The sequence below is a fragment of the Bradyrhizobium sp. URHA0013 genome, from assembly GCF_000518345.1.
Taxonomy (GTDB): Bacteria; Pseudomonadota; Alphaproteobacteria; order Rhizobiales; family Xanthobacteraceae; genus Bradyrhizobium.
On sequence record NZ_JADK01000003.1, the window covers coordinates 1,306,202 to 1,329,466 of the forward strand.

General features: G+C 63.4%; 27 protein-coding genes. 12 read left to right on the forward strand and 15 right to left on the reverse strand.

The features are described from left to right. Window positions 1-32: 32 nt before the first annotated feature. The 8 genes from N551_RS0106335 to hisB all read right to left on the reverse strand — a co-directional run bounded on the left by N551_RS0106335 (window position 33) and on the right by hisB (window position 5,135). Complete coding sequence (locus N551_RS0106335; RefSeq protein WP_027566233.1) at window positions 33-272, reverse strand: hypothetical protein; 240 nt, start codon at window positions 270-272, stop codon at window positions 33-35. A gap of 99 nt (window positions 273-371) precedes the next feature. Continuing rightward, window positions 372-1,328: a type I pantothenate kinase gene (coaA, locus tag N551_RS0106340; RefSeq protein ID WP_007598451.1), complete on the reverse strand. Its 957-nt coding sequence runs from the start codon at window positions 1,326-1,328 to the stop codon at window positions 372-374. Between the two features lie 20 nt (window positions 1,329-1,348). After that, on the reverse strand, window positions 1,349-1,675 hold the full coding sequence (locus tag N551_RS0106345) for a phosphoribosyl-ATP diphosphatase (RefSeq protein WP_007598445.1): 327 nt from the start codon (window positions 1,673-1,675) through the stop codon (window positions 1,349-1,351). A 101-nt stretch (window positions 1,676-1,776) separates the two neighbouring features. Next, window positions 1,777-2,553, reverse strand: coding sequence for an imidazole glycerol phosphate synthase subunit HisF (gene hisF / locus N551_RS0106350; RefSeq protein ID WP_027566234.1), 777 nt, complete (start codon window positions 2,551-2,553; stop codon window positions 1,777-1,779). Window positions 2,554-2,563: 10 nt separating this feature from the next. Continuing rightward, on the reverse strand, window positions 2,564-3,310 hold the full coding sequence (gene hisA, locus N551_RS0106355; protein ID WP_027566235.1) for a 1-(5-phosphoribosyl)-5-[(5-phosphoribosylamino)methylideneamino]imidazole-4-carboxamide isomerase: 747 nt from the start codon (window positions 3,308-3,310) through the stop codon (window positions 2,564-2,566). After that, the gene (gene hisH / locus N551_RS0106360; RefSeq protein WP_027566236.1) at window positions 3,298-3,948 is read right to left on the reverse strand and encodes an imidazole glycerol phosphate synthase subunit HisH; all 651 of its coding nucleotides are present in this window, start codon (window positions 3,946-3,948) and stop codon (window positions 3,298-3,300) included. The genes hisA and hisH overlap by 13 nt, the downstream gene beginning before the upstream one ends. Next, a complete protein-coding gene (locus tag N551_RS0106365; protein ID WP_027514810.1) occupies window positions 3,945-4,475 on the reverse strand; it encodes a DUF2628 domain-containing protein in 531 nt (176 codons plus the stop codon). Before N551_RS0106365 ends, hisH begins: the two co-directional genes overlap by 4 nt. Window positions 4,476-4,541: 66 nt before the next feature. Next, the gene (gene hisB / locus N551_RS0106370) at window positions 4,542-5,135 is read right to left on the reverse strand and encodes an imidazoleglycerol-phosphate dehydratase HisB (protein ID WP_027566237.1); all 594 of its coding nucleotides are present in this window, start codon (window positions 5,133-5,135) and stop codon (window positions 4,542-4,544) included. Window positions 5,136-5,337: 202 nt separating this feature from the next. Here hisB and hslV point away from each other — a divergent pair, with 202 nt between their 5' ends. The 5 genes from hslV to N551_RS0106395 are packed head-to-tail and all read left to right on the forward strand — an operon-like array spanning window position 5,338 to window position 9,511. Next, entirely contained in the window at window positions 5,338-5,898 is a 561-nt protein-coding gene (hslV, locus tag N551_RS0106375) for an ATP-dependent protease subunit HslV (protein WP_027566238.1), read from the forward strand. Window positions 5,899-5,901: 3 nt separating this feature from the next. Then, the gene (locus tag N551_RS0106380; protein WP_027566239.1) at window positions 5,902-6,387 is read left to right on the forward strand and encodes a GNAT family N-acetyltransferase; all 486 of its coding nucleotides are present in this window, start codon (window positions 5,902-5,904) and stop codon (window positions 6,385-6,387) included. Continuing rightward, complete coding sequence (locus tag N551_RS0106385; RefSeq protein WP_027566240.1) at window positions 6,384-7,001, forward strand: DUF2585 domain-containing protein; 618 nt, start codon at window positions 6,384-6,386, stop codon at window positions 6,999-7,001. Before N551_RS0106380 ends, N551_RS0106385 begins: the two co-directional genes overlap by 4 nt. A 52-nt stretch (window positions 7,002-7,053) precedes the next feature. Next, on the forward strand, window positions 7,054-8,358 hold the full coding sequence (gene hslU, locus N551_RS0106390) for an ATP-dependent protease ATPase subunit HslU (RefSeq protein WP_027566241.1): 1,305 nt from the start codon (window positions 7,054-7,056) through the stop codon (window positions 8,356-8,358). Window positions 8,359-8,386: 28 nt separating this feature from the next. Continuing rightward, window positions 8,387-9,511, forward strand: coding sequence for a hypothetical protein (locus tag N551_RS0106395; protein ID WP_027566242.1), 1,125 nt, complete (start codon window positions 8,387-8,389; stop codon window positions 9,509-9,511). 54 nt (window positions 9,512-9,565) lie between these two features. Here N551_RS0106395 and N551_RS0106400 read toward each other — a convergent pair whose 3' ends face one another. The 3 genes from N551_RS0106400 to N551_RS0106410 are packed head-to-tail and all read right to left on the reverse strand — an operon-like array spanning window position 9,566 to window position 12,352. Further along, window positions 9,566-10,156 carry a Smr/MutS family protein gene (locus N551_RS0106400; protein ID WP_027566243.1) on the reverse strand — a complete coding sequence of 197 codons (591 nt, stop codon included), beginning with the start codon at window positions 10,154-10,156 and terminating at the stop codon, window positions 9,566-9,568. Next, the gene (locus N551_RS0106405; RefSeq protein WP_027566244.1) at window positions 10,153-11,679 is read right to left on the reverse strand and encodes a murein transglycosylase A; all 1,527 of its coding nucleotides are present in this window, start codon (window positions 11,677-11,679) and stop codon (window positions 10,153-10,155) included. Before N551_RS0106405 ends, N551_RS0106400 begins: the two co-directional genes overlap by 4 nt. Continuing rightward, a complete protein-coding gene (locus N551_RS0106410; RefSeq protein ID WP_027566245.1) occupies window positions 11,657-12,352 on the reverse strand; it encodes a Tim44/TimA family putative adaptor protein in 696 nt (231 codons plus the stop codon). The genes N551_RS0106405 and N551_RS0106410 overlap by 23 nt, the downstream gene beginning before the upstream one ends. 414 nt (window positions 12,353-12,766) lie before the next feature. Between N551_RS0106410 and secB the strand changes: the two genes are divergently transcribed. Then, window positions 12,767-13,249 carry a protein-export chaperone SecB gene (secB, locus tag N551_RS0106415; RefSeq protein ID WP_007598595.1) on the forward strand — a complete coding sequence of 161 codons (483 nt, stop codon included), beginning with the start codon at window positions 12,767-12,769 and terminating at the stop codon, window positions 13,247-13,249. Here secB and dnaQ read toward each other — a convergent pair. From dnaQ to N551_RS0106435, 4 genes are read right to left on the reverse strand one after another with little or no spacing between them, the layout of a single operon-like run. After that, complete coding sequence (gene dnaQ / locus N551_RS0106420) at window positions 13,246-13,962, reverse strand: DNA polymerase III subunit epsilon (protein ID WP_018459637.1); 717 nt, start codon at window positions 13,960-13,962, stop codon at window positions 13,246-13,248. The genes secB and dnaQ overlap by 4 nt on opposite strands. A 28-nt stretch (window positions 13,963-13,990) precedes the next feature. Beyond that, entirely contained in the window at window positions 13,991-14,590 is a 600-nt protein-coding gene (gene coaE / locus N551_RS0106425; RefSeq protein ID WP_027566246.1) for a dephospho-CoA kinase, read from the reverse strand. 23 nt (window positions 14,591-14,613) lie between these two features. Beyond that, window positions 14,614-15,222 (reverse strand): Maf family nucleotide pyrophosphatase, encoded by a 609-nt coding sequence (locus N551_RS0106430; RefSeq protein ID WP_027566247.1) that lies wholly within the window; start codon window positions 15,220-15,222, stop codon window positions 14,614-14,616. An 18-nt stretch (window positions 15,223-15,240) separates the two neighbouring features. Continuing rightward, window positions 15,241-16,080: a pyruvate, water dikinase regulatory protein gene (locus N551_RS0106435; protein WP_027514822.1), complete on the reverse strand. Its 840-nt coding sequence runs from the start codon at window positions 16,078-16,080 to the stop codon at window positions 15,241-15,243. Between N551_RS0106435 and N551_RS0106440 the strand changes: the two genes are divergently transcribed. The 6 genes from N551_RS0106440 (at window position 16,054) to rsmG (ending at window position 23,259) form a co-directional block, all read left to right on the forward strand. Beyond that, on the forward strand, window positions 16,054-16,362 hold the full coding sequence (locus N551_RS0106440; RefSeq protein ID WP_245287734.1) for a hypothetical protein: 309 nt from the start codon (window positions 16,054-16,056) through the stop codon (window positions 16,360-16,362). The genes N551_RS0106435 and N551_RS0106440 overlap by 27 nt on opposite strands. Before the next feature lie 176 nt (window positions 16,363-16,538). Then, window positions 16,539-16,973, forward strand: coding sequence for a protoporphyrinogen oxidase HemJ (gene hemJ, locus N551_RS0106445; RefSeq protein WP_027566249.1), 435 nt, complete (start codon window positions 16,539-16,541; stop codon window positions 16,971-16,973). 247 nt (window positions 16,974-17,220) lie between these two features. Beyond that, window positions 17,221-18,486 (forward strand): transcription termination factor Rho, encoded by a 1,266-nt coding sequence (gene rho / locus N551_RS0106450; RefSeq protein WP_007598612.1) that lies wholly within the window; start codon window positions 17,221-17,223, stop codon window positions 18,484-18,486. A 309-nt stretch (window positions 18,487-18,795) separates the two neighbouring features. Continuing rightward, window positions 18,796-20,154 carry a tRNA uridine-5-carboxymethylaminomethyl(34) synthesis GTPase MnmE gene (gene mnmE / locus N551_RS0106455; RefSeq protein WP_027566250.1) on the forward strand — a complete coding sequence of 453 codons (1,359 nt, stop codon included), beginning with the start codon at window positions 18,796-18,798 and terminating at the stop codon, window positions 20,152-20,154. A 443-nt stretch (window positions 20,155-20,597) separates the two neighbouring features. Next, window positions 20,598-22,478: a tRNA uridine-5-carboxymethylaminomethyl(34) synthesis enzyme MnmG gene (gene mnmG / locus N551_RS0106460; RefSeq protein ID WP_027566251.1), complete on the forward strand. Its 1,881-nt coding sequence runs from the start codon at window positions 20,598-20,600 to the stop codon at window positions 22,476-22,478. Window positions 22,479-22,617: 139 nt separating this feature from the next. Beyond that, complete coding sequence (gene rsmG, locus N551_RS0106465) at window positions 22,618-23,259, forward strand: 16S rRNA (guanine(527)-N(7))-methyltransferase RsmG (RefSeq protein ID WP_245287735.1); 642 nt, start codon at window positions 22,618-22,620, stop codon at window positions 23,257-23,259. Window positions 23,260-23,265: the final 6 nt, after the last annotated feature.

Below are 23,265 nucleotides of genomic sequence, written 5' to 3' on the forward strand. Positions count from 1 at the left end.
CAGCCGAGCGCCGAATCCGTTCCCCCCGAATGCTATGAGGCGTGAGCAGCAAACCGCGGCGCGGACAGCTTGGCCGGCGGCGTCGCGGTGCCCTTGAATTTAGTATCTGCCTGGGCCGCGCGCTTGCAATGCGGACACACGAAGAGATGCGCGATGACCGGGGTTGGCTCGTCCGCCAGCAGCTCGGAACGGAACCACTTCATCTCGATATGGCAGTCCGGGCAGGTCGGTGCTTCGAGATGCTCGGCGGCGTTTCTGAGACGATCAACCATGGGTCCCTCGCGTTTACGGAGCTCATAGCCGAATACCCTTTGTCGGTCTGCAACAAAAGATACTTTGCGCGCGCGGGCTAGAGCCGTCGACCGCAGCGGTTACAGCCGCCTGAGCGCCACGCTTGCCACCGTGTGGTCGGCGCCCTTCTTCAGGATCAGGGTCGCGCGGGGGCGGGTCGGCAGGATGTTGTCTTCGAGATTGGCGAGGTTGGTGCGTTCCCAGATCGCGATCGCGGTGGCGGTGGCTTCCTCGTCCGACAACAGCGCGTAGCGGTTGAAGTAGGATTTCGGATTGGTGAACGCAGTGTCGCGCAGCGACAGGAAGCGCCTGATGTACCACTGCCGCAGCGCGGCCTCATCGGCGTCGATATAGACCGAGAAATCGAAGAAGTCGGACACGACGGGCACGGCCTTGCCGTCACGCGGCAGCTTGCCGGTCTGCAGCACGTTGACGCCCTCGACGATCAGGATGTCGGGCTGGTCGATCTCGGCCCACTGGTTCGGCACGATGTCGTAGGTCAAATGCGAATAGACCGGCGCGCGCACATGGCGGCGGCCGGCCTTGATGTCGGAGAGGAAGCTGAGCAGCAGCGGCAGGTCGTAGCTCTCCGGAAAACCCTTCTTCTGCATGATGCCCTGCCGCTCCAGCACGGCGTTGGGATACAGAAATCCGTCGGTGGTGATCAGCTCGACCTTGGGACGCGGCGACCAGCGCGCCAGCAGCGCCTGAAGCACGCGGGCCGTGGTGGATTTTCCAACCGCGACCGAACCGGCGACGCCGATGATGTAGGGCATCTTGCGGTCGCGGATATTGAGAAACTGGCGCTCCGCGTAATAGAGCCGCTGCATCGCATCGACATAGATCGACAGCAGGCGCGACAGTGGCAGGTAGATGTCCTCGACCTCCTGCAAGTCGAGGCGGTCGTGCAGCGAGCGCAGCCGGTCGAATTCGCCCGGCTCCAGCGTCATCGGCGTGTCGTCGCGCAGTCGCGACCACTCCTCGCGCGTATAGACGCGGTACGGGTTATACTGCTGCTCGGGTGCGCGGATATCCATGACGCGACTCTCCACCTCGGCTAGCTGCCGCCCTTGCGCGACGCCTTTTCTTCCAACCCTGACATATTGGTCCGCTTGTCCAATGCGGCCTCGACCTCTTCCAGCTTTACGCCGCGGGCCTTGAGCAGCACAAGGAAATGATAGAGCAGGTCGGCGCCTTCCGCGATCAGATGCGCGCGATCGTTTTCGACTGCTGCGATTACGGTTTCGACTGCTTCCTCTCCGAACTTCTTGGCGCAATGTTCGGCGCCCTTGTCGAGGAGCTTGCGGGTATAGGACGCCTCGCCACCCGCTGCCGCGCGGGCGTCGATGGTCTCGGCCAGGTCGTGGATCGTGAAACGCGGCATACAAAATACTCGGAAAACGCGCCTTGGCCGGTATTGGCTGTCTATCCGGCGGGATAAGCCGGTCCCCGCCAATTATGTAGCATTTTTATGGACGGGAGTCGTCAGGCATCGAGGCGCATGGGCAGCCCGCGCCGGGACATGTGCTCCTTGGCTTCGCGGATGGTGAATTCCCCGAAATGGAAGATCGAGGCGGCCAGCACGGCGGTGGCGTGGCCATCGCGAATACCGTCGACGAGGTGGTCGAGATTGCCGACGCCGCCCGAAGCGATCACGGGAACGGGAATGCTGTCGGCGATCGCCCGGGTCAGCGGGATGTCAAAACCCTGCCGCGTGCCGTCGCGGTCCATTGAGGTGAGCAGGATTTCACCGGCGCCGAGCGAGACCACCTCCTGGGCATATTCGATGGCGTCGATGCCGGTCGAGTTGCGGCCGCCATGGGTGAAGATCTCCCAGCGCTCTCCGCCACCGGCGCGTTTGACTCGCTTGGCGTCGATCGCGACCACCACGCACTGCCCGCCGAATTTCTCGGCGGCTTCCTTGACGAACTCGCGCCGCGATACTGCGGCGCTGTTGATCGAGACCTTGTCGGCGCCGGCGCGCAGGAGGGTCCTGATGTCGTTGACCTCACGCACGCCGCCGCCGACGGTCACAGGCATGAAGCAGGCTTCAGCGGTCCGCCGGACCACGTCCAGCATGATGCCGCGATTCTCGTGGGTCGCGGTGATGTCGAGGAAGGTGAGTTCGTCGGCGCCGGCAGCGTCATAGGCGATCGCCGCTTCGACGGGGTCACCGGCGTCGCGCAGGTCAACGAAGTTGACGCCCTTGACGACGCGGCCGTCCTTGACGTCGAGGCAGGGGATCACGCGCACCTTGAACATGTGTCAGCTCCTAGGCGGCGCGCGCGTTGCGGATCAAGGTGAGGGCGGCGGCCGGCTCGAGCCGACCGTCATAGAGCGCGCGGCCTGCGATCGCGCCGGCGAGCTTTTTCGCGCGCGGGGTCAGCATCGCCTTGACGTCCTCGATCGAGGCGAGGCCACCGGAGGCGATGACGGGGATGGATATGGCGTCGGCAAGCGCGATGGTCGCGTCGAGATTCAGGCCCTTGAGGAGGCCGTCGCGCGCGATGTCGGTGAAGATGATGGCGGCGACGCCGGCATCCTCGAAACGCCGTGCAATCTCCAGCACCGTCACCTGCGAGGTCTCGGCCCAGCCTTCGACCGCGACCTTGCCGTCACGTGCATCGAGCCCGACCGCGACGCGGCCGGGGAATTTCCTGGCAGCCGCCTTCACCAATTCAGGGTCGCGCACCGCGGCGGTGCCGATGATGACACGGGTGATGCCTTTTTCGAGCCAGGCCTCGACAGTCGCGAGATCGCGAATGCCGCCACCGAGCTGCACCGGAATCGTGATCGTCTTCAACATCGCGTCGACGGCCTGCGCATTCACCGGCTTGCCGGCAAACGCGCCGTCGAGATCGACGACATGGAGATACTCAAAGCCCTGCGCGACGAAACTCTCGGCCTGCGCGGCGGGATTGAGGTTGAACACGGTCGCGCGCGCCATGTCGCCCTGTTCGAGGCGCACGCATTGGCCGTTCTTGAGGTCGATCGCGGGAAAGAGAATCACGGTTTCCATCGCAAAAAGTTCGAGATCAGGGCCAAACCAAAGCGCTGGCTCTTCTCGGGGTGAAACTGCGTCCCGATGGCCGTGTCCTTGCCGACGATCGCGGTAACGGGCCCGCCGTAATCGGCGCGCGCGAGCACGTCCGCCTCGTTGGCGGCGTTGAGGTGGTAGGAGTGCACGAAGTAAGCGTGCTGGCCCTTGGGGCCGAGCGGCAGCTTGTCCAGCACCGGGTGCTCGCGCAGCACATCGAGCGTATTCCAGCCCATGTGCGGGATCTTCAGGCTCTCGTCGCGCGGCGTGATCTTCTCGACGTCGCCGCCGATCCAGTTCAGGCCTTGCGTGATGACATGCTCCTTGCCGCGGGTGGCGAACAGCTGCATGCCGACGCAGATGCCGAACATCGGCCGCGCCTTGACCCGCACCGCTTCGGTGATCGCCTCGACCATGCCGTTGACCGCATCGAGCCCACGTCGGCAATCGGCGAAGGCGCCGACGCCCGGCAGCACCAGACGGTCGGCGCTGTAGGCCTGGTCCGGATCGCTGGTGACGAAGACCTTTTGCGGGTTCTCCATGCTGCGCGCGGCGCGCTCGAACGCCTTGGCGGCCGAATGCAGATTGCCGGAACCGTAATCGATGATGGCGACGCTCATCTTGACCCTCCCGGTTCTGGAAACAAACCAATGATGCCACCCGCCGGCATTGGCGGCGGGTTGGAAAATTGCTGACCCGGCACGTTGCGGGTCGGCGGCGGGCCGCCGCGATCGACGGCCCATTGATCGTTGACGATGCCGCGCTGCTTCTGGCTCCAGCGCTCGAAGAAGCGGCGCTCGGCGGTGTCCTCGTCGTCGGAAATCACCACGTCGAGCTGCCGCCATTTTCCGCGCGACAGCGTCCAGCGGCGCAGGCTGGAGGCTTCGAATCCCATCAGGAGCGCGACGATGATGTCGGCGAAGAAGATCGACGACCGGCCGACGCCGAGGCTGGACAGCCCGACATTGAAGGCGGCAACGAAGATCAGCCAGCCGACCAGCGCCAGCCACAGCCGATTCCACAGCAGCCAGAACGGTCCGAAGATCATCGCCCAGAAATGGAAGCCGTCGCGCACGAAGACGAACTTGTCGGTCGCGCGCAGATCGGCTCCGGCAGGTGAGGGAGCATGAACTGTGTAGACGGACATGGCGATGCCCCGTTCCCTAGGAATTCAGTGATACCGCAAACGGCGCGGGCCGCGGGCCGAAAGATGTCAGCCGCCGAGCGAGCCCTTGGTGGACGGGATTTCGCCCACAGCCTTCGGATCGATCGCGACGGCGGTGCGCAGCGCCCGTGCCAGACCCTTGAAGCAGGACTCGGCGATATGGTGGCTGTTATCGCCATATAGGGTCTCGACGTGAAGAGTCACGCCCGCGTTCATGGCGAAGGCCTGGAACCACTCGCGCACCAGCTCGGTGTCGAACTCGCCGATCTTATCGCGTGGGAAGTCGACCTTGAACACCAGGACCGGGCGGCCCGAGATGTCGATGACCACGCGCGACAGCGTCTCGTCCATGGGCATGTGCACGCCGGCATAGCGGGTGATGCCCGCCATGTTGCCGAGCGCCTGCCTGACGGCCTGGCCGAGCGCGATGCCGGTGTCTTCGGTGGTATGGTGATGATCAATGTGCAGATCGCCGACCGCCTTGACCGTGAGGTCGATGCGGGAATGGCGGGCGAGGAGATCGAGCATATGGTCGAAAAAGCCGATGCCGGTCGCGATATTGGACACGCCGGTGCCATCGAGGTTCACGGTGACCTCGATGTCGGTTTCCTTGGTCTTGCGCTTGATCGTCGCGGTGCGCATCAAAACTAGCTTTCATCCTCGTTCGGGGCCGAAAACGCCGGTCTTTTAACAGCCAAATGACGCCTTCGCTACTGCGGGAACGGCTGGCCGGGCCTCTACTTCTGCCTATGGTGAGCGAAATTGGGCCCGGAGCGGCCCGTTGTGGGCCAGTTGTCCCCTTGGCCCCGACCGCCTAAATCAGGCCGGACAACGAGGATCATTCATGCAGGACTCCCCAAACAGCTCGCCGGTCTGGCACGGCACCACGATTTTGACGGTCCGCAAGGGCGGCACGGTGGTGGTCGGCGGCGACGGCCAGGTCTCGATCGGCCAGACCGTGATCAAGCACAACGCCAGGAAGGTCCGGAAACTCGGCAAGGGCGACGTCATCGGCGGCTTTGCCGGCGCCACGGCCGACGCCTTCACGCTGTTCGAGCGTTTGGAAGCCAAACTCGAGCAATATCCGGGGCAATTGACCCGGGCCGCCGTCGAGCTCGCCAAGGATTGGCGCACCGACCGTTATTTGCGACGGCTGGAGGCCATGATGATCGTCGCCGACAAGGACGTTTCCCTGGTGCTGACAGGTACCGGCGACGTGCTGGAGCCCGAAGCCGGCGTCATGGCGATCGGTTCGGGCGGGAATTACGCGCTGGCGGCCGCACGCGCCTTGCTCGACACCGACAAGGACGCCGAGACCATCGTCCGCCGCTCCCTCGACATCGCTGCCGACATCTGCGTCTACACCAACCGTAATGTCACTGTCGAAGCGCTGTCGGCCGGGTAGGCCATGGCCCCCGCCTACACCTTCCGCCCGATGACCGCGGCCGATCTGCCGCTAATCCGGCGATGGCTCGGCGAAGCTCATGTGCGGGACTGGTGGGGCGATCCGGACGAGCAGTTCGCGCTCGTGAGCGGCGATCTGGATGAGCCGGACATGGACCAGTTCATCGTGTTGGCCGACGGCAAGCCGTTCGGCTATCTTCAATGCTACCGCCTGACCGCCTGGAATACGGGCCTTGGGCCGCAACCGGAGGCCACCCGTGGCATCGATCAGTTCATCGGCGAAAGCGACATGATCGCGCGCGGTCACGGTTCGGCATTCATCCGCCAATTCGCCGACGCGCAGTTACGAGACGGTCTGCCGCGCATCGTCACTGATCCTGATCCGCTCAACGCGCGCGCCGTGCGTGCCTATGAGAAGGCCGGCTTTATCCGCGACCGCATGGTCGAGACGCCCGACGGAGCAGCGCTGCTGATGGTGCGCGAGGCATGACGCTGACAAGCACATACGAAACCAAGGCCGCGTTTCCACCGCTCGCCTGGGTCGGCATCGCGCTGCTGCTGCTGGCGATGCAGGCCTCGATCCTGCTTGCGATGGGCCGGGTGCCGATCTGCACTTGCGGCTATGTCAAGCTGTGGCATGGCGTGGTGAACAGCTCCGAAAATTCGCAGCACATCGCCGACTGGTACAGCTTCTCGCACATCCTGCACGGCTTCCTGTTCTATGGACTGACCTGGCTGCTGTTCGCGCGGCTGCCATTCGTGTCTCTTTCCTGGCCCGCGCGGCTGATCATCGCGATGCTGATCGAGGGTGCCTGGGAGATCGTCGAGAACTCGCCTTTCATCATCGAACGCTACCGCGCCGGAACGATCTCGCTGGATTATTTCGGCGATAGCATCGTCAATTCGGTTTCTGACAATCTGTCCATGATGCTGGGCTTCCTCGCGGCGCGCCTGCTGCCCGTGTCGGTGACCGTCCTGCTCGGGCTCGCCTTCGAAATCATGCTGGCGCTCCATATTCGCGACAATCTGACGCTCAATATCCTGATGCTGATCCATCCGATCGAGGCCGTGAAACAATGGCAATCGGGTCCGCCGATCATCTGACGGCAAAAAAAGCGGCTTGTCCCGCCCCGCATCTGTCCCTAGCTAAGGTCCCATGACAGACTTTTCTCCCCGCGAAATCGTTTCCGAACTCGACCGTTTCATCGTCGGCCAGGCCGATGCCAAGCGCGCCGTCTCGATCGCGCTGCGCAACCGCTGGCGGCGGCAGCAGCTCGAAGGCTCCTTGCGCGAAGAGGTGCTGCCGAAGAACATCCTGATGATCGGCCCCACCGGCGTCGGCAAGACCGAGATCGCGCGGCGGCTCGCCAAGCTTGCCAACGCGCCGTTCCTGAAGGTCGAGGCGACGAAATTCACCGAGGTCGGCTATGTCGGCCGCGATGTCGAGCAGATCGTGCGCGATCTCGTCGAGGTCGCGATTGCCCAGGTCCGCGAGCGCAAGCGCAAGGACGTGCAGGCACGCGCGCAGCTCGCCGCCGAGGAGCGCGTGCTCGATGCCCTGGTCGGTGCCAATTCCAGCGCCGCAACGAGGGACTCCTTCCGCAAGAAGCTGCGCGCGGGCGAGCTCAACGACAAGGAAATCGAGATCGAGACGCAAGGCGGCGGCAGCGGCTTTCCGATGTTCGAGATCCCCGGCATGCCCGGCGCGCAGATGGGCGCGGTTTCGATCGGCGACATCTTCGGCAAGCTCGGCGGACGCAGCAAGACGCGGCGGCTGACGGTGGAGAGCTCGCACGAGATCCTCATCAACGAGGAATCCGACAAGCTGCTCGACAGCGATCAGTTGACGCTGGAGGCGATCAGTGCGGTCGAGAACAACGGCATCGTGTTCCTGGACGAGATCGACAAGATCTGCGCCCGCGAAGGCCGCGCCGGCGGCGACGTCTCGCGCGAGGGCGTGCAGCGCGACCTGTTGCCGCTGATCGAGGGCACCACGGTCTCGACCAAGCACGGCGCGGTGAAGACCGACCACATCCTGTTCATTGCCTCAGGCGCCTTCCACGTCGCCAAGCCGTCCGATTTGTTGCCGGAACTGCAGGGCCGCCTGCCGATCCGCGTCGAGCTGCAGGCGCTGACCCGCGACGACATGCGCCGCATCCTGACCGAGCCCGAGGCCTCGCTGATCAAGCAATATGTCGCGCTGATGCAGACAGAGGGCGTCACGCTGGACATCACCGACAACGCGATCGACGCGCTTGCGGACGTCGCTGTGGCCGTGAATTCCACCGTCGAGAACATCGGCGCGCGGCGTCTGCAGACCGTGATGGAGCGGGTGCTGGACGAGATCTCCTTCACCGCCCCCGACCGCAGCGGCGAGACCGTCAGGGTCGACGCCGATTTCGTGCAAAAGCACGTTGGCGACCTCGCCAAGAACGCGGATTTGAGCCGGTTCATTTTGTAAATCCGGGCGGCCGCGCTATGGATGCGGCGTGACCGCACGCATCCTGCAAAACCCTTGGCGTCTCCTGCTCGCGATCAACGCGGCGGCCATCGTCGGCGTCTTCGTTCACAAGATCCAGCTGCCGCCTTACGTCCCCTACATCCACCTCCTCGTCGACTATCATTTCGGCTTCATCAAGCGCGCGCTGATCGGGGCCATCGTCGCCCTGTTCACCGACAAGGTGCCGCTATGGCTGGTGTTCGCGCTCGGCGGCGCGACATGGCTGGCGACGCTCTGGCTTTATGTAAGGCTATTCGAGAGGACGTTCGGCTTCACCGCGAAGACGTTGCCGCTGTTCGTCTTCATCGCGGGCTCGCCGTTCTTCCTCAAGAATTTCATGCACACGCTCGGCCATTTCGACATCTATGGCTGCGCGCTGGCGATCATCCTGCTGCTGGTGCCGGCCGGCTCGCTGCTGTTCGTGGCGCTCGCTGCGCTGTTCTCGATCATTCTCGTCCTGATCCACCACATCCATCTCCTGATGTATGTGCCGACCATCGTCACCATCGTCGTGATCAGGCACTATCTGACGCACGGCTGCGGTCGCACCAATGTCGCGTTCGGCATCATTGCCTTGGTTGCCGTCTCCGCGCTGTTCTTCGCCGCGCAATTTTGGGGAACGATGCCGATCCCGGAGGCGGATTTCGTTGCCTACCTGAAGAGCCGGATGGCCGATCCGTCGCGGGCCGACCTGCTGCAGTTCGCCTACATCTGGTATCAGCCGCTGGCGAGGGAGATTTCCGACACCTGGGGCCGCCTGCCGCACAACATCCTCGGCGTGCCCGTGTTCGTGTTGCTGATCTGGCTGCACACACCGCTGTGGCGCTATTTTGCGAATTTGATCGGCGCACTCGCAAACGACACGCATCGCCGTCTCGTGGTTGCGGCGCTCGCCGGCGTCAGCCTCGGCTGTCTCGTGATGTTCGCGATGGTGTTCGACTATTCGCGCTGGATCTCGAACTGGGCCGTCTGCATGTTCCTGATCCTGCACGCGGTGAAGATGCTGCCCGCCGCGCGCGAGACGCCGCTGATTCCGGCGGAAGATCGGAAGACAAATATCTTTGGCCTGATCCTCACGCTGATCCCGCGCGTCGGAATCGTGCGGCCTTTCTAGCCAAGCATGATCCGGTCGGAAAACCGGGGCCCACTTTTCCGGGGATCATGCTCCCTAATATCTCGCCCGCCTGATCCGCACGTAAAGCGCGCCCTCGCCGCCGTGGCCGATGCCTGCTTCCTCGAACCCCACGACGAAGGCGCGGAATTCCGGCAGGCTCAGCCATTCCGGCACCTGACGGCGCAGCACGCCGCTTTCGCCGCCGCTTCGGCCCTTGCCGGTGATGACGAGCACGAAGGTCAGGCCGTCATGATGGGCGCGGTGCAAGAAGCCGGTCAGTGCGCGATGGGCGCGCATCTGGGTCATGCCGTGCAGATCGAGCCGCGCCTCGATCTCGCTGCGCCCGCGCGACAGCTTTGTGCGCTCGCGCTTGCCGAGCGGTGCCAGCGGCGGCACCGTCGGCTTCGCTGCACGCGGTGCCGGGGCAGCGGCAATCGGGCGTGGCGAGTGCGCAGGCCGCGTGGCGGGCGCGGGCAGCGAAGGCTCGGGGCGCGGTGCGGGCTGCACCTTGGCGACACGATGCTTCCTCAGCGGCTTGACCTGCTTTGCGACGTTGTCCCACAGCGCGCGCTCTTCCTCGCTCAGCGCGCGACGGCGCGTCGAGGGACGAGGCTCCAGCACGGGCGGACGGGACGATCGCTTCATTGCTGTCGATGGGAACGATTTTTCACCGGCCGCCGCGGCTCCTGAACTGGCTCGATCACGGGACGCGGCACCGGTAGCGGGACTGGACCGGCGACAGCGACGGTCTCGCTCGTGCTTTGCGCCACGGCTGCCGCCGGCTTGTCCTTCGCGGTCTCCGTTTGCGGAAACAGTTTTGCGATCTTCTCCGAAGGCCGCGGGTCCGGCACGGGGAGCCGCGCGGCGCGCGCCGTAGGATCTACGCCCTTCGGCACCAGCATCACGAAATGCATGGCATGGCGCAGCCGCCCGGAGACGCGGCCGGCCTCCTGACCCGCGCCGAAATAGAGATCCGCGCGCGCGGGCCCGATGATGGCCGAGCCGGTGTCCTGCGCGATCATCAACCGATGGAACGGCGTCTTCGCGCGTTCGGAATCGATCGGCAGCTCGCCTTCGATGAAGAACGGCGTGCCGTAGACGTGGAGCGATTTGTCCACCGCGATCGAGCGGCCGGCCGTCAGAGGGATACCTTGCGCACCGACCGCCTCCTCCTTGTCGGACAGATTGACCTCGCGGAAAAAGATGTAGGAGCGGTTCTGGCGCCGCAGCTCCCTGGCGCCGTCAGGGGTCTGCGCCATCCACTCCCTGATCTTCTGCATCGACATCTCTTCCTTCGGAATGATGCCGCGCTCGATCAGGATGCGACCGACCGCCGTATAGGGATAGCCGTTATAGGCATCGTAGTTGAGCCGGACCGTGCCGCCGTCGTCGAACTTGATCCGCGCCGAGCCCTGGATCTGAGCGAACAGCAGATCGGTCGGGTCCTTCAGCCAAGCAATCTCGAGTCCGCGGCCGGCGATCTTGCCGTCCTCGATCTCGGCGCGGTCGTAATAGGGCACGAGCTTGCGGCGGCCGATCTTGCGATAGACCGGGCCCTTGTTGGGCAGGCTGACCGAATCCTGCTTGTAGCCGCGCACGAAAAGGTTCGACGGGCGGCGATAGACCGGGACGTTGTAGACGTCGGTCTGCGTGCGCGATCCCTCCAGCACCGGCTCGTAATAGCCGGTGACGAAACCATCGGGCTCGCCGAGACGAGAGATCCGCAGCGGCGCGAAATTCTCCTCGAAGAAGGTTTTGGCGCTGGCGTCGTCGGTAGCCTCGAGCGATTTGGCGACCCGGCAGGGTTCGGCCAGCGAGGCGCCCAAAGCCTTGGGTTCGGGAGCGCCGGTCTGCGCGCTGATCGGACGGCAGCTGGCGCGAAACGTCTTGTAGGCGGCAAGATGATTGTCGTCGCCCCAGCCCTTCACCTCGGCCCAGGCCAGCGGCAGATATTGCGCGCCGGGAATCTCGAACGGCAGGGGGAGCTGCGGATACGGCAAGGCGCGCGGCGGCGCGGCAGGCAATTCCGGGAGATGATGGTGCTGGCTGCGATAGTGGCGCCGCGCCGCCTCGGCGCCGAGTGAAAACGACGACAGCGCGACGGCACCTGCGCAAAGCGCCGTCGCGCTGGTCTTCAGGAAAGCCTTAATTCGCGCTTCCGGTGCCAACCAGCTTCCAGTTCGGATCGCGAGAGGTGATGTCGCGGGCGAAAGTCCAGATGTCGGTGATGTCGGCGACCGTGTCGGCGCTGCCGTCGACGATGTTGCCGGCCTTGTCCCGGGTGGCGGAGATCATCTGCGAGACGAAGCGGATCGTGAGCTGGGCGGTGCGGTCGCGCAGCTCGGCGCCGACGAGCTCGGCCTTGTCGATCGAGACAAAGCGCGTTTCGGTCTTCTGCTCGTTCTTCTCGCGCTCCTTGATCGCGGCATCGAAGCTTTCATAGACCTCCGACGACAACAGGTCGCGCAGCGCGCGGCGGTCGCCATTGGCAAAGGCCAGCACGATCATCTCATAGGCGCCGCGGGCGCCGGAGATGAAATGGCGCGGATCGAAGGTGGAATCCTTTTCGACAATGGAGTCGAGACCTTGGGCGAGCACGGTGCCCGGCTCGGTCAGGCCCTTCCAGCGGTCGGAGGGCGGGGTCGGCTCGGCCGTCGGCGCCAAGGGGGCCTGGTCGATGACCTTGCCCGGCATGGTGACGACGTTCTTGTCCTGGGCACCCTGGAGCGCGTTGCGGTCGAACGGCGGCCGCTCGTTGCCCGTGCGCTGCCCCAGCACGCTGCGCAGCCTCAGAAAGATGAAGACCGCCAGCGCCAGGAAGATGATGGTGTAGATGTCCACGTCGTATTCGCTTTCTGGTCGTCTGTAGAAGGGGCCGTTCGAAAGGGTCGTGCCGGGAAAATCGATCCGGCCAGTAGACCGTTCCATACCGGAACGGCAAGTCTACATCACCATTTCGGGTCCGCGCGTCAGGTCCGTGGGATGTAGGCACGAAATCTTGCCCGGCCAATGGCGCCTTTTGGCACAGCACCGAGTGTAGCGCGTTTTATGCTTAAGGGGAAACCCGATCCTGCCCGGAAATCGCGCATCTTCAATCGTTTAAGCCGCAGTTGCGCGGGATCGACGGGGTGAACGCCATAGTTGTGGGCGTGGCCGGAATTCCCCATCCAGGACCGTTCGTCCTTGTGGAACGAGGTAGCCCTATGTTAGCCAACCGCCGCGAAATTCAGCCCAATCGGGTAAGGAGACACTCTTATGACCAACGGTAACGGCACCCCTCCCGAGGCGGCCCAGGCTCCCCAGCTCAACGTCCTGGCGCAATATACCAAGGACCTCTCGTTCGAAAATCCGAACGCGCCCAGCTCGCTCCAGCAGCAGAGCCAGCCGCCCCAGATCAACATCCAGATCAATGTCAGCGCCAACAACCTCAGCGAACAGGAGTTCGAGGTGACGTTGTCGGTCGAGGGCAAGGCCGAGACCGCCGGCAAGATCATGTTCTCGTTCGAGCTCGCTTATGCCGGCGTATTCCGCATCTCCAACGTGCCGAAGGATAATTTGCATCCGCTGGTCATGATCGAATGCCCGCGCCTGCTGTTCCCGTTCGCCCGTGAGATCATCGCCACTGCCGTGCGTGACGGCGGGTTCCCGCCTTTGATGCTGGATCCGGTCGATTTTGTCGGCCTCTATCGCCAGAACATGGAGCGGCAAATGGCCGCTCAGCCGAGCGGCCAGGCTTAACCAGCCAAAGGGGCAGCTGGAGCGGGCAGAAACTCGTTCCAGATCGCCTTGTCGCCGAGCGTTGCGATGAAGGCCCGGTGGGCCTCGCGCTCGGCGTCTGAAATCCGCGGGGTGAGCGGCGCCGGCCGTTGCCGCCGAGGCGCATCGGCAGCCCCATTGGCGCGAGTCTCCTCGGATTCCGATGCCAGCAGCAGCTGCGATTGCCGCGCCCCGACCAGATCCACATAGACTTCCGCAAGCAGCTCGGCGTCGAGCAACGCGCCGTGCTTGGTGCGGCGTGAATTGTCGATCGCATAGCGCGAGCAGAGATCGTCGAGCCGGTTCGACACGCCGGGATGCTTGCGCCGTGCCAGCAGCAGCGTATCGACCAGCCGCTCGCGCGGGATCGCCGGGCGCTTGATCCGGTCGAGCTCGGCATTGATGAAGCTGATGTCGAACGAGGCATTGTGGATCACCAGCGGCGCGTCGCCGATGAACTCCAGAAAATCGTCGACGACCTCATGGAACAGCTGCTTGGTCGCCAGAAACTCGGCCGACAGCCCGTGCACGGCAAAGGCTTCTGCCGGCATGTCCCTTTCAGGATTGATGTAGACGTGGAAGCTCTGCCCCGTCGGCATGCGATTGAGCATCTCGACGCAACCGATTTCGACCAGGCGATCTCCCCGCAGCGGGTCGAGGCCGGTGGTTTCGGTGTCGAGAACGATTTCGCGCATGATCAAATAAGCCGTGTCAGGCGGCGAATCAGGCGCGCCGCTGCGGCATCTTAACGACCTCGGCGAGGATGTGCGCGATTTGGGCGCGCACTGGATCGAGTCCATGCGACGTATCCACCACGAAATCGGCACGCCGGCGCTTTTCCGCATCGGGTGTCTGCTTGGCGATGATGGCGTCGAGCTTGGCCTCGTCCATCGTGCCGCGCGCCAGCACCCGCTCGCGCTGCAGTTCCGGAGACGTCGTCACCACGACCACGGCATCGACCCGCGTCTCGCCACCCGTCTCGAACAACAGCGGAATGTCCAGCACCACAACCGGCGCGTCGGCGGCTTCGGCGTCGGCGAAGAATTTTTTCCGGGAAGCGCCGAGCATCGGATGAACGATCTGCTCGAGCTGCTTGATGGCGGCAGCGTCATGCACCACACGCGCCGACAGTTTTGGCCGATCGACCTTGCCGTTCGCGGTGGTGCCGGGAAAGGCGGCCTCGATCGCGGGCGCAGCCTCGCCCTCATAGAGCTGATGGACGGCCGCATCGGCATCGTAGACGGGGACGCCAGCCTCCGCGAATAATTTCGCGGTGGTGGATTTGCCCATCCCAATCGAGCCGGTTAGTCCCAGGATCCGCATCAACGCCCAGCCATCTCTGCTATTCACACCGCAACTAACCGCTCGCGCCGCAGGAACGCAAGCAGCGGCAGCAGTGGCAGACCGAGAATGGTGAAGTGGTCGCCCTCGATCCGCTCGAACAAGTGGATGCCCAGGCTTTCGAGCTGATAGCCGCCGACGCTGGTGGTGACGGCATCGCCGGCGATGTCGAGATAGGCCGAAAGCTCGGCCTCGGTCATCTGCCGCATGGCGAGGCGCGCGACCGAGACGTCCTCGAAGATGATCTCACCGTCACGTGCTATCGCCACCGCGGAATTCAGCTCATGACTATGGCCGGAGAGATCGCGCAGTTGGGCCAACGCCTGGGCGCGGCCCGCAGGCTTGTTAAAGAGGCGATCACCAAGCGCCAGCGTTTGATCCGCACCGATGACGGTGCTTCCAGCGTGATGGGCCGAGACTGCCTTGGCTTTTTCGCGCGCCAGCAGCAACGCAATCTCGCGCGGACCAGAAAGCCCGGAGGCGGCCTGGATACCGCGCTCGTCGATATCAGCCGTGATCGCCTTGAACTCGAGCCCGGCATTGGCCAGCAGCATCTTTCGCGCGCTGCTCTGCGAGGCCAGGATCAACGAAGATTTGCCGAGCCACAGACTCATCGCGAACTATTCCCCAAACTATTCAGAAGGCCGGTTACGCTGGCGATCGCTGTAGAGTTTCATGATCGCCGCGGCGGTTTCCTCGATCGAGCGCCGCGTGACGTCGAGCAGCGGCCAATCGTGCTTGGCGCTCAGCTTGCGGGCAAATGCGACCTCTTCGGCGACCGACTGCTTGTCGGTATAAGTGTCGCTGCTGGAATCGGCGCCCATGGAGAGCAGGCGGTTCGTGCGCACCTGAATCAAGCGTTCCGGCGTCGCATGCAAGCTCACCACCAGCGGTCGCGTCAACGTTTCCAGTTGCGAGGGCACCGGAATGCCTGGAACCAGCGGCACGTTCGCAGTGCGGATGCCGCGGTTGGCGAGGTAGATCGAGGTCGGGGTCTTGGAGGTGCGGGAAACGCCCACGAGCACCACGTCCGCATCATCGAGCCCTTCGACATGCTGGCCGTCATCGTGGATCATCGTGTAGTTCAACGCGTCGATGCGCTTGAAGTATTCGGCATTGAGCACGTGCTGGGCGCCGACCCGGCCGGTCGTGGCAGCTCCGAGATACGCCTCGAACAACTGCATCACAGGGCCGATGATCGACAGGCTCGGAACATTGATCCCCTTGCACTTGTCCTCGAGCCTGGCGACCAGATCCTTCTCGAGCAGCGTGAACAGCACGATTCCCGGTGCTTCCTCGATCTCGTCGAGCACGCGATCAAGCTGTTTCTGGCTGCGCACCAACGGATAGACGTGCTCGACCGGGGTCACGTTGGCGTACTGAGCGGCAACGGCGCGCGCCACCGTGATCAGCGTCTCACCGGTGGAGTCGGAGACGAGGTGCAGATGGAAATAATTGCTCGAGGTCGGCACAAAAGCCCTTTGTATGAAACCGGTGTGGTTTGTGGATTTCTGTGGAGCTTAACCCCTTGGAAAGGGATGTGCGACACCGGGGGCGGGACAAGTGCCAATTTTCTTCACACCACTGCCCCTGAGAACAACTTCGATGCCCTGCCGAAAGGGAAACGGGATTGCGTTGATAACCCTCTTGATAAGCTGCCGACAGAAACGCGCAAGCCTTTGAAGCTGACCGACTTATCGAAAGCCGCCAAAGCGATCAGGGATATGTTGATGGATGTGAACAAGCGCGTGTGAACGGGCGGACGGAAATGTGTGAGTCCAATTCACCGTCACATAGACTCAAACCTTAAGAATCTAAGATTCTTATTGGAGAAGAGCGCTACGGACGGATATGTGTGCAGGCAAGACCTTAACGACTCCTTACTATCCCCAGCGTTCCCCTCGGCTGGGCAGGAATCCGGACCCCAGACATGTTTGAAGACGTCTACCTCTGGATCAAGGCGCTGCATGTGATCGCCGTCATCTCCTGGATGGCGGGCATGCTCTATTTGCCGCGGCTGTTCGTTTATCATTGCGAGGCCGAAATCGGCTCGAAGCAGTCGGAAACGTTCAAGACCATGGAACGGCGGCTGTTCAAGGCGATCATCAACCCCGCCATGATCGTGACCTGGCTCGCCGGGCTCTATCTCGCCTGGGCTGGCCACTGGTTCACTTTCGGCTGGCTGCACGTAAAACTGGCACTGGTCCTGGCGATGTCCGCGGTCCACGGCTTTTTTTCGCGCTGGTTGAAGGATTTCGCGGCGGACCGGCGCCCCCGGAGCCAGAAATTCTATCGGATTATCAACGAGGTACCGACTGCCTTGATGATTCTGATCGTCATCATGGTGATCGTGAAGCCGTTCTAGGCAGCGGCCGCGAACAATCGCTCAGTGCTTCTGCTTGCGGAGTGTGAGGCGATTTTCTATATTAGCGATATCCCACCCAACGCAGGCGGATGTGGTCGTGTCTGAGCTTTCCAGAGGCCGGACACCCCATCAGGTTTGAAGCCTCACCGGCGCTCTCCTTGCCAGACCTGCGGACCTTACCTTTTCGCGTCCGCATTTCAGAGCCTCCTCGCACCCCCCTCCCAGGTTACCCCACAGGACCACCCCAATGCGGGAAATCAAACTCCAGGACCTCAAGTCGAAGACGCCGGCCGAGCTCGTCTCGTTCGCGGAAGAGAATGGGGTCGAGAATGCCAGCACCATGCGCAAGCAGGAGCTGCTGTTCGCCATCCTCAAGCAGCTTGCGCTGGCCGAGACCGACATCGTCGGCGAAGGCGTCGTCGAGGTTCTCTCCGACGGCTTCGGCTTCCTCCGCTCGCCCGATGCGAATTATCTGCCGGGCCCGGATGACATCTACGTTTCGCCCTCGCAGATCCGCCGTTTTGGCCTGCGCACCGGCGACACAATCGAAGGCCACATCCGCAGCCCGAAGGAGGGCGAGCGCTATTTCGCGCTGCTGAAGGTCAACACGCTCAATTTCGAGGACCCGGAAAAGGCCAAGCACAAGGTCAATTTCGACAACCTCACGCCGCTGTTTCCGAATCAGCGCTTCCGCATGGAAATCGACGATCCGACGCGGAAAGACCTGTCTGCAAGGGTGATCGACATCGTCGCGCCGATCGGCAAGGGCCAGCGCGCGCTGATCGTCGCGCCACCGCGCACGGGCAAGACCGTGCTGATGCAGAACATCGCGCACTCGATCGCGCATAATCATCCCGAGTGCTATCTGATCGTGCTTCTGATCGACGAACGTCCGGAAGAAGTCACGGACATGCAGCGCTCGGTGAAGGGCGAGGTCGTCTCCTCGACCTTCGACGAACCGGCGGTGCGCCACGTCCAGGTCGCCGAGATGGTGATCGAGAAGGCCAAGCGTCTGGTCGAGCATGGCCGCGACGTCGTGATCCTGCTGGACTCCATCACGCGTCTCGGCCGCGCCTACAACACCGTGGTGCCGTCATCGGGCAAGGTGCTGACCGGCGGTGTCGATGCCAACGCGCTGCAGCGGCCGAAGCGCTTCTTCGGCGCTGCCCGCAACATCGAAGAAGGCGGCTCGCTGACGATCATCGCGACCGCGCTGGTCGATACCGGCAGCCGCATGGACGAAGTCATCTTCGAAGAGTTCAAGGGCACCGGTAACTCCGAGCTGATCCTCGACCGCAAGGTTTCGGACAAACGGACCTTCCCGGCGATCGACATTTCGCGCTCCGGCACCCGCAAGGAAGAGCTGATCACCGATCCGGTCGTCCTGAAGAAGATGTACGTGCTCCGCCGCATCCTGAATCCGATGGGGACGATGGATGGTATCGACTTCCTGCTCGACAAGCTGCGTTCGACCAAGAGCAATTCCGAGTTCTTCGACTCGATGAACACCTGATTGCAGTGCAGCATGATCAAAGGGCGCCTTCGGGCGCCCTTTTTCGTTGTGCGGCTCTGCTGCAGCGAAGATGCAGCATTGTGGGGCGTCTGTCGCTTGGAGCGGACGTCGCATAAAATCTTGATATAATTTACGAATATGGTGATCGATGGACGTCGCTTATTCCGTTGGAAGCGGTTCTTGCAGCAGATGTTCGCGAATTTATTGCATCGCAGCAACGGTTTGCTGCGGGAATTGATGCAGCAAATCGCGCGATTTGTCTGCCGAAACGGATGTTTGCCTTTTCGCTTTCAGCCGGACAAATAGGTCATGCATCCGCGAGACCAGACCATCTTTGCGCTGTCGTCCGGCCGTCCGCCAAGCGCGCTCGCGGTGGTGCGCGTCTCCGGGCTAGGCGCCAGCGTGGTGTTGACGACGCTGGCGGGCAAGCTGCCGGCGCCGAGGCAGGCCAGCCGCCGGCTCCTTCATGACGGCGTGGGCCAGCCGATCGACGATTCGGTGGTGTTGTGGTTTCCGGGGCCGGGCAGCGCGACGGGCGAGGATGTCGCCGAATTTCACGTCCATGGCGGCCGCGCGGTGCTGGCCGCACTCTTTGCCGCCATTTCCGTAATTCCGAATATGCGAGCTGCCGAGCCCGGCGAATTCACCCGGCGCGCCTTCGAGAACGGCAAGCTCGACCTGACTGAGGCGGAGGGCCTCGACGATCTCATTCATGCCGACACCGACCGCCAGCGCCGCCAGGCGTTACGGCAGTTGCAGGGTCTCCTCGGCAATCGCGCGCGCGACTGGCGCGAGCGCATCATCGAGGCTTCGGCCTTGATCGAGGCCGGCATCGATTTCTCCGATGAGGGCGATGTGCCGGCCGAGTTGATGGCGCCTGCGGTCAAGGCGATCAATGCGCTGCACGACGAAATCGCAGAAGTCCTTGCGGCACAGGGACAAGCTGAACGTTTGCGCGACGGCCTGGTGGTTGCGATCGCAGGCGAGCCGAACGTCGGCAAGTCGACGCTGATCAACCAGCTCGCGCGCCGCGACGTCGCGATCGTCTCGCCGCATGCCGGCACGACACGCGATGTGATCGAGGTGCAGCTCGATCTCGATGGCTATCCGGTCACGGTGATCGACACCGCCGGCATTCGCGAGACCGACGATCCGGTGGAGCAGGAGGGTGTTCGCCGGGCGCGAGCCCGAGCCGAAGACGCCGACCTCGTGTTGTGGCTGGTGGAGGCGGGGCGCGTTGTCGATCCGGTCGCGATGCCGTTGCAGGGGAAGTCCGGCAACGCAGGCAGTCGCTCCGGCGGCTCGGTCTGGATCGTGCGCAACAAGATCGATCTCGGCGGGGTCGAGGGTATCGGACCGGGTGGTGAGTTCGGAATCGCGGCCAGCCGGGGTGACGGCATTCCCGAGCTGGTCGATGCCCTGGTGAAATTCGCCGCCGAGTTTTTCGGAACGACCGAGGGCGCGTTGGTGACCCGGGCCCGGCAGCGGGATCTGCTGCGCCGCGCAGCGGACAGCTTGCGCCGGAGTCTTGAGCTAGTAGAAGAGGGCGAGGAGCTTGCCGCCGAAGAGCTGCGCGCTGCGGCCTATGCCTTGGGCCGGCTGCTGGGTCGGGTGGATGTCGAGGACATCCTGGGGGCGATTTTCCAGAAATTCTGTGTTGGAAAGTAGCCCTAGTTCTTCATTGTAGAACTAGCCTTCGTTCCACTTCTTGTGTTTCACGTGAAACAGAGCCGGCTCGGTTCAAGATGTTTCACGTGAAACACTCATCGACTAGTCGCTGGTTTGCGCATGGGCCCGCTGCAAGCGGTAACACCTTGGGACCGGGTGCGCGGAAAAGTCCTGGATTGCGTCTGTCCGGTCGCAAGGCCTTGGGGCACGGTCCTGCCGTCGCGGTCCGAGCGCCGACCCGTCTTGGCCTTCGGACCACCCTTTTCCCCTCGTGACCCCTTTTCCTCTCACAAGAAACGACAACGTTTCCAAGGGCCACTCTACTGTGCATGGGGTTGTTTTCGCGAAAAGACCTTGGGTCCGCTTTGCACCGTTTCACGTGAAACAACTGCCTTTCCAGTTTCCGCTTCCGGCTTCCCTGCCTGTGAGTTAGAAGTCCGCCCATGCGAACAGAGCGAGAGAGCTTCGACGTCATCGTGATTGGCGGCGGCCACGCCGGCTGTGAGGCCGCTTCTGCCTCTGCCCGGATGGGCGCGGCGACCGCTCTTGTCACGCACCGTTTCTCCACGGTCGGTGCCATGTCCTGCAATCCCGCCATTGGCGGTCTGGGCAAGGGTCATCTGGTTCGGGAGGTCGACGCGCTCGATGGCCTGATGGGCCGGGTCGGCGATGCCGGCGGCATCCAGTTTCGCGTCCTCAATCGCCGTAAGGGACCGGCGGTGCGTGGTCCGCGCGCGCAGGCGGACCGGAAGCTCTATGCCGCCGCTATGCAGGCTGCGATCCGGGAGACCGAGGGTCTTTCCGTGGTCGAAGGCGAGGCGGACGAGCTGATCGTGGTCGAGGGACGGGTGATCGGCCTGCGCCTGGCGGATGGCCGCGAACTTCGGGCAGGGGCTGTCGTCGTCACCACCGGCACCTTCCTCCGCGGACTGATCCATCTTGGCGAGAAGAACTGGCCGGCCGGCAGGGTTGGCGAGGCGCCTGCGATGGGCCTTTCGATCTCGTTCGAGCGCGCCGGGTTTACCCTTGGGCGGCTCAAGACAGGGACCCCGCCGCGGCTGGATGGCACGACGATCGACTGGACGGCGGTCGAGATGCAGCCGGGGGACGAGCCTCCGGAGCCGTTTTCGGTGATGACCGAGCGGATCACGACGCCACAGATCCAGTGCGGGATCACCCGGACCAATTCCGCCACCCACGACGTGATCCGGGCCAATGTCCATCGCTCTCCGATGTACTCGGGTCAGATCAAGAGCTCCGGACCGCGCTATTGCCCCTCAATCGAGGACAAGATCGTTCGCTTCGGCGATCGCGACGGTCACCAGATCTTCCTGGAGCCGGAAGGGCTCGACGACAGCACCGTCTATCCCAACGGCATCTCGACCTCGCTGCCGGAGGAAGTCCAGCTCGCCATCCTCGCAACCATTCCCGGCCTGGAGCGGGTGCAGATGGTCCGGCCGGGCTATGCCATCGAATACGACCACATCGATCCCCGTGAGCTCGATCCGACCCTCCAGACCAAGCGTCTGCGCGGCTTGTTCCTGGCCGGGCAGATCAACGGCACGACCGGATACGAGGAAGCTGCGGGCCAAGGCATCGTTGCAGGGCTGAACGCAGCATTGGCTGCGGGCGGCGCCGCGCTGACGGTGTTCGACCGCGCCGATGGCTATCTTGGCGTCATGATCGACGACCTCGTCACCCGCGGCATCAGCGAACCCTATCGGATGTTCACCTCCAGGGCTGAGTATCGTCTGACACTGCGGGCGGACAATGCCGATCAGCGTTTGACCGAGAAGGGCATCGCACTGGGATGCGTCGGCAGCGCCCGGACCGCGCATCATCGCGCCAAGATGGACGCCCTGAATGCGGCTCAAGCGCTCTCGAAGTCGCTGACCATCACCCCGAACGAGGCCATCAAGCAGGGTCTCACCCTGAACCGGGACGGTCAGCGGCGGTCGGCCTTCGAGCTGATGGCCTATCCCGACATCGGTTGGAGTCAGGTCCGTGCGATCTGGCCGGAGCTCGCTGCCATTGATCCCGTCATTGCCACCCATCTCGAGATCGACGCGAAGTACGATGTCTATCTGGAGCGACAGAGCGCCGACGTTGAAGCCTTCAGGCGGGACGAGGGGATGGTGCTGTCGGAGGTCGATTTCCAGCAGGTCCCCGGTCTCTCCAACGAGGTGAGGGCCAAGTTGGAGAAGGCGCGGCCGTTCACCGTTGGCCAGGCCGGTCGAATCGACGGCATGACGCCGGCCGCGCTCGGCATCCTTGCGGCCTATCTCCGCCGCGAAGCGCGGAAGACTTCCAAAGCAATCGCATAGGTTTCACGTGAAACAGCGCGAGCCGGGCGGCGACAGATCGTCATCAGGAAAACCTTCGGCGGGTGAGGGCGCCGGTCGTCGCTCCGAACCGGCGCCGACCAGACCGAAGATCGACAAGGCCAGCGCCAACGATCGATCGTTGGACGCCGTCATCGCGGCCGACAAGGTTGCGGCACTCAAGCTCGCACCCGTTTCACATGAAACGGAGCTCCGGCTCGATCGCTACATCGCGCTGCTGCGGGAGTGGCAGGCCAAGACCAACCTCGTCGCGCCCTCGACATTGCCGCATCTCTGGACCCGGCACATCGCCGATTCGCTTCAGCTCGTCGCTCTCGCCCCCTCGGCCAAACGCTGGGCTGACCTCGGCAGCGGCGGCGGCTTTCCGGGCGTCGTCCTGGCCTGCACCATGGCGGGGACGGCCGGAACGAGCGTCCATCTGGTCGAGCGAATCGCCAAGAAGGCAGCCTTCCTGCGCGAAGCCATCCGCGTCACTACATCTCCGGGAGTCGTACATCTCGCTGAGATCGGGGATAATGTGGATAGAATCACCGGCCCGGTCGATTGCGTCACCGCGCGTGCACTGGCTCCGCTACATCAACTCATCGGCTTTGCGGAGCCGCTGATGCGCCAGGGCGCAAAAGCGTTGTTTCTCAAGGGTCAAGATGTAGAGTCTGAATTGACCGAAGCTACTAAATATTGGAATATTCAGCCGCAGCTCCACCAAAGCCGTACAGGCGACGGTTGGATCGTTGAGCTGGCTTCCGTCGAACGGCGCGGGTGAGGCGTC

What these genes read in the sequence shown, in the direction of transcription:
- N551_RS0106365 (WP_027514810.1), bottom strand. Translation starts at nt 4,475, where the DNA reads ATGTCCGTCTACACAGTTCATGCTCCCTCACCTGCCGGAGCCGATCTG.
- hisF (WP_027566234.1), bottom strand. Translation starts at nt 2,553, where the DNA reads ATGTTCAAGGTGCGCGTGATCCCCTGCCTCGACGTCAAGGACGGCCGC.
- coaA (WP_007598451.1), bottom strand. Translation starts at nt 1,328, where the DNA reads ATGGATATCCGCGCACCCGAGCAGCAGTATAACCCGTACCGCGTCTAT.
- N551_RS0106430 (WP_027566247.1), bottom strand. Translation starts at nt 15,222, where the DNA reads ATGAGTCTGTGGCTCGGCAAATCTTCGTTGATCCTGGCCTCGCAGAGC.
- hisB (WP_027566237.1), bottom strand. Translation starts at nt 5,135, where the DNA reads ATGCGCACCGCGACGATCAAGCGCAAGACCAAGGAAACCGACATCGAG.
- dnaQ (WP_018459637.1), bottom strand. Translation starts at nt 13,962, where the DNA reads ATGCGCGAAATCGTTCTCGACACCGAAACCACCGGCCTCGACCCGCTG.
- mnmE (WP_027566250.1), top strand. Translation starts at nt 18,796, where the DNA reads ATGCATCCGCGAGACCAGACCATCTTTGCGCTGTCGTCCGGCCGTCCG.
- hslU (WP_027566241.1), top strand. Translation starts at nt 7,054, where the DNA reads ATGACAGACTTTTCTCCCCGCGAAATCGTTTCCGAACTCGACCGTTTC.
- N551_RS0106440 (WP_245287734.1), top strand. Translation starts at nt 16,054, where the DNA reads ATGGAAATAATTGCTCGAGGTCGGCACAAAAGCCCTTTGTATGAAACC.
- mnmG (WP_027566251.1), top strand. Translation starts at nt 20,598, where the DNA reads ATGCGAACAGAGCGAGAGAGCTTCGACGTCATCGTGATTGGCGGCGGC.
- hslV (WP_027566238.1), top strand. Translation starts at nt 5,338, where the DNA reads ATGCAGGACTCCCCAAACAGCTCGCCGGTCTGGCACGGCACCACGATT.
- hisA (WP_027566235.1), bottom strand. Translation starts at nt 3,310, where the DNA reads ATGGAAACCGTGATTCTCTTTCCCGCGATCGACCTCAAGAACGGCCAA.
- hisH (WP_027566236.1), bottom strand. Translation starts at nt 3,948, where the DNA reads ATGAGCGTCGCCATCATCGATTACGGTTCCGGCAATCTGCATTCGGCC.
- secB (WP_007598595.1), top strand. Translation starts at nt 12,767, where the DNA reads ATGACCAACGGTAACGGCACCCCTCCCGAGGCGGCCCAGGCTCCCCAG.
- N551_RS0106380 (WP_027566239.1), top strand. Translation starts at nt 5,902, where the DNA reads ATGGCCCCCGCCTACACCTTCCGCCCGATGACCGCGGCCGATCTGCCG.
- N551_RS0106385 (WP_027566240.1), top strand. Translation starts at nt 6,384, where the DNA reads ATGACGCTGACAAGCACATACGAAACCAAGGCCGCGTTTCCACCGCTC.
- hemJ (WP_027566249.1), top strand. Translation starts at nt 16,539, where the DNA reads ATGTTTGAAGACGTCTACCTCTGGATCAAGGCGCTGCATGTGATCGCC.
- N551_RS0106335 (WP_027566233.1), bottom strand. Translation starts at nt 272, where the DNA reads ATGGTTGATCGTCTCAGAAACGCCGCCGAGCATCTCGAAGCACCGACC.
- N551_RS0106345 (WP_007598445.1), bottom strand. Translation starts at nt 1,675, where the DNA reads ATGCCGCGTTTCACGATCCACGACCTGGCCGAGACCATCGACGCCCGC.
- rho (WP_007598612.1), top strand. Translation starts at nt 17,221, where the DNA reads ATGCGGGAAATCAAACTCCAGGACCTCAAGTCGAAGACGCCGGCCGAG.
- N551_RS0106400 (WP_027566243.1), bottom strand. Translation starts at nt 10,156, where the DNA reads ATGAAGCGATCGTCCCGTCCGCCCGTGCTGGAGCCTCGTCCCTCGACG.
- coaE (WP_027566246.1), bottom strand. Translation starts at nt 14,590, where the DNA reads ATGCGGATCCTGGGACTAACCGGCTCGATTGGGATGGGCAAATCCACC.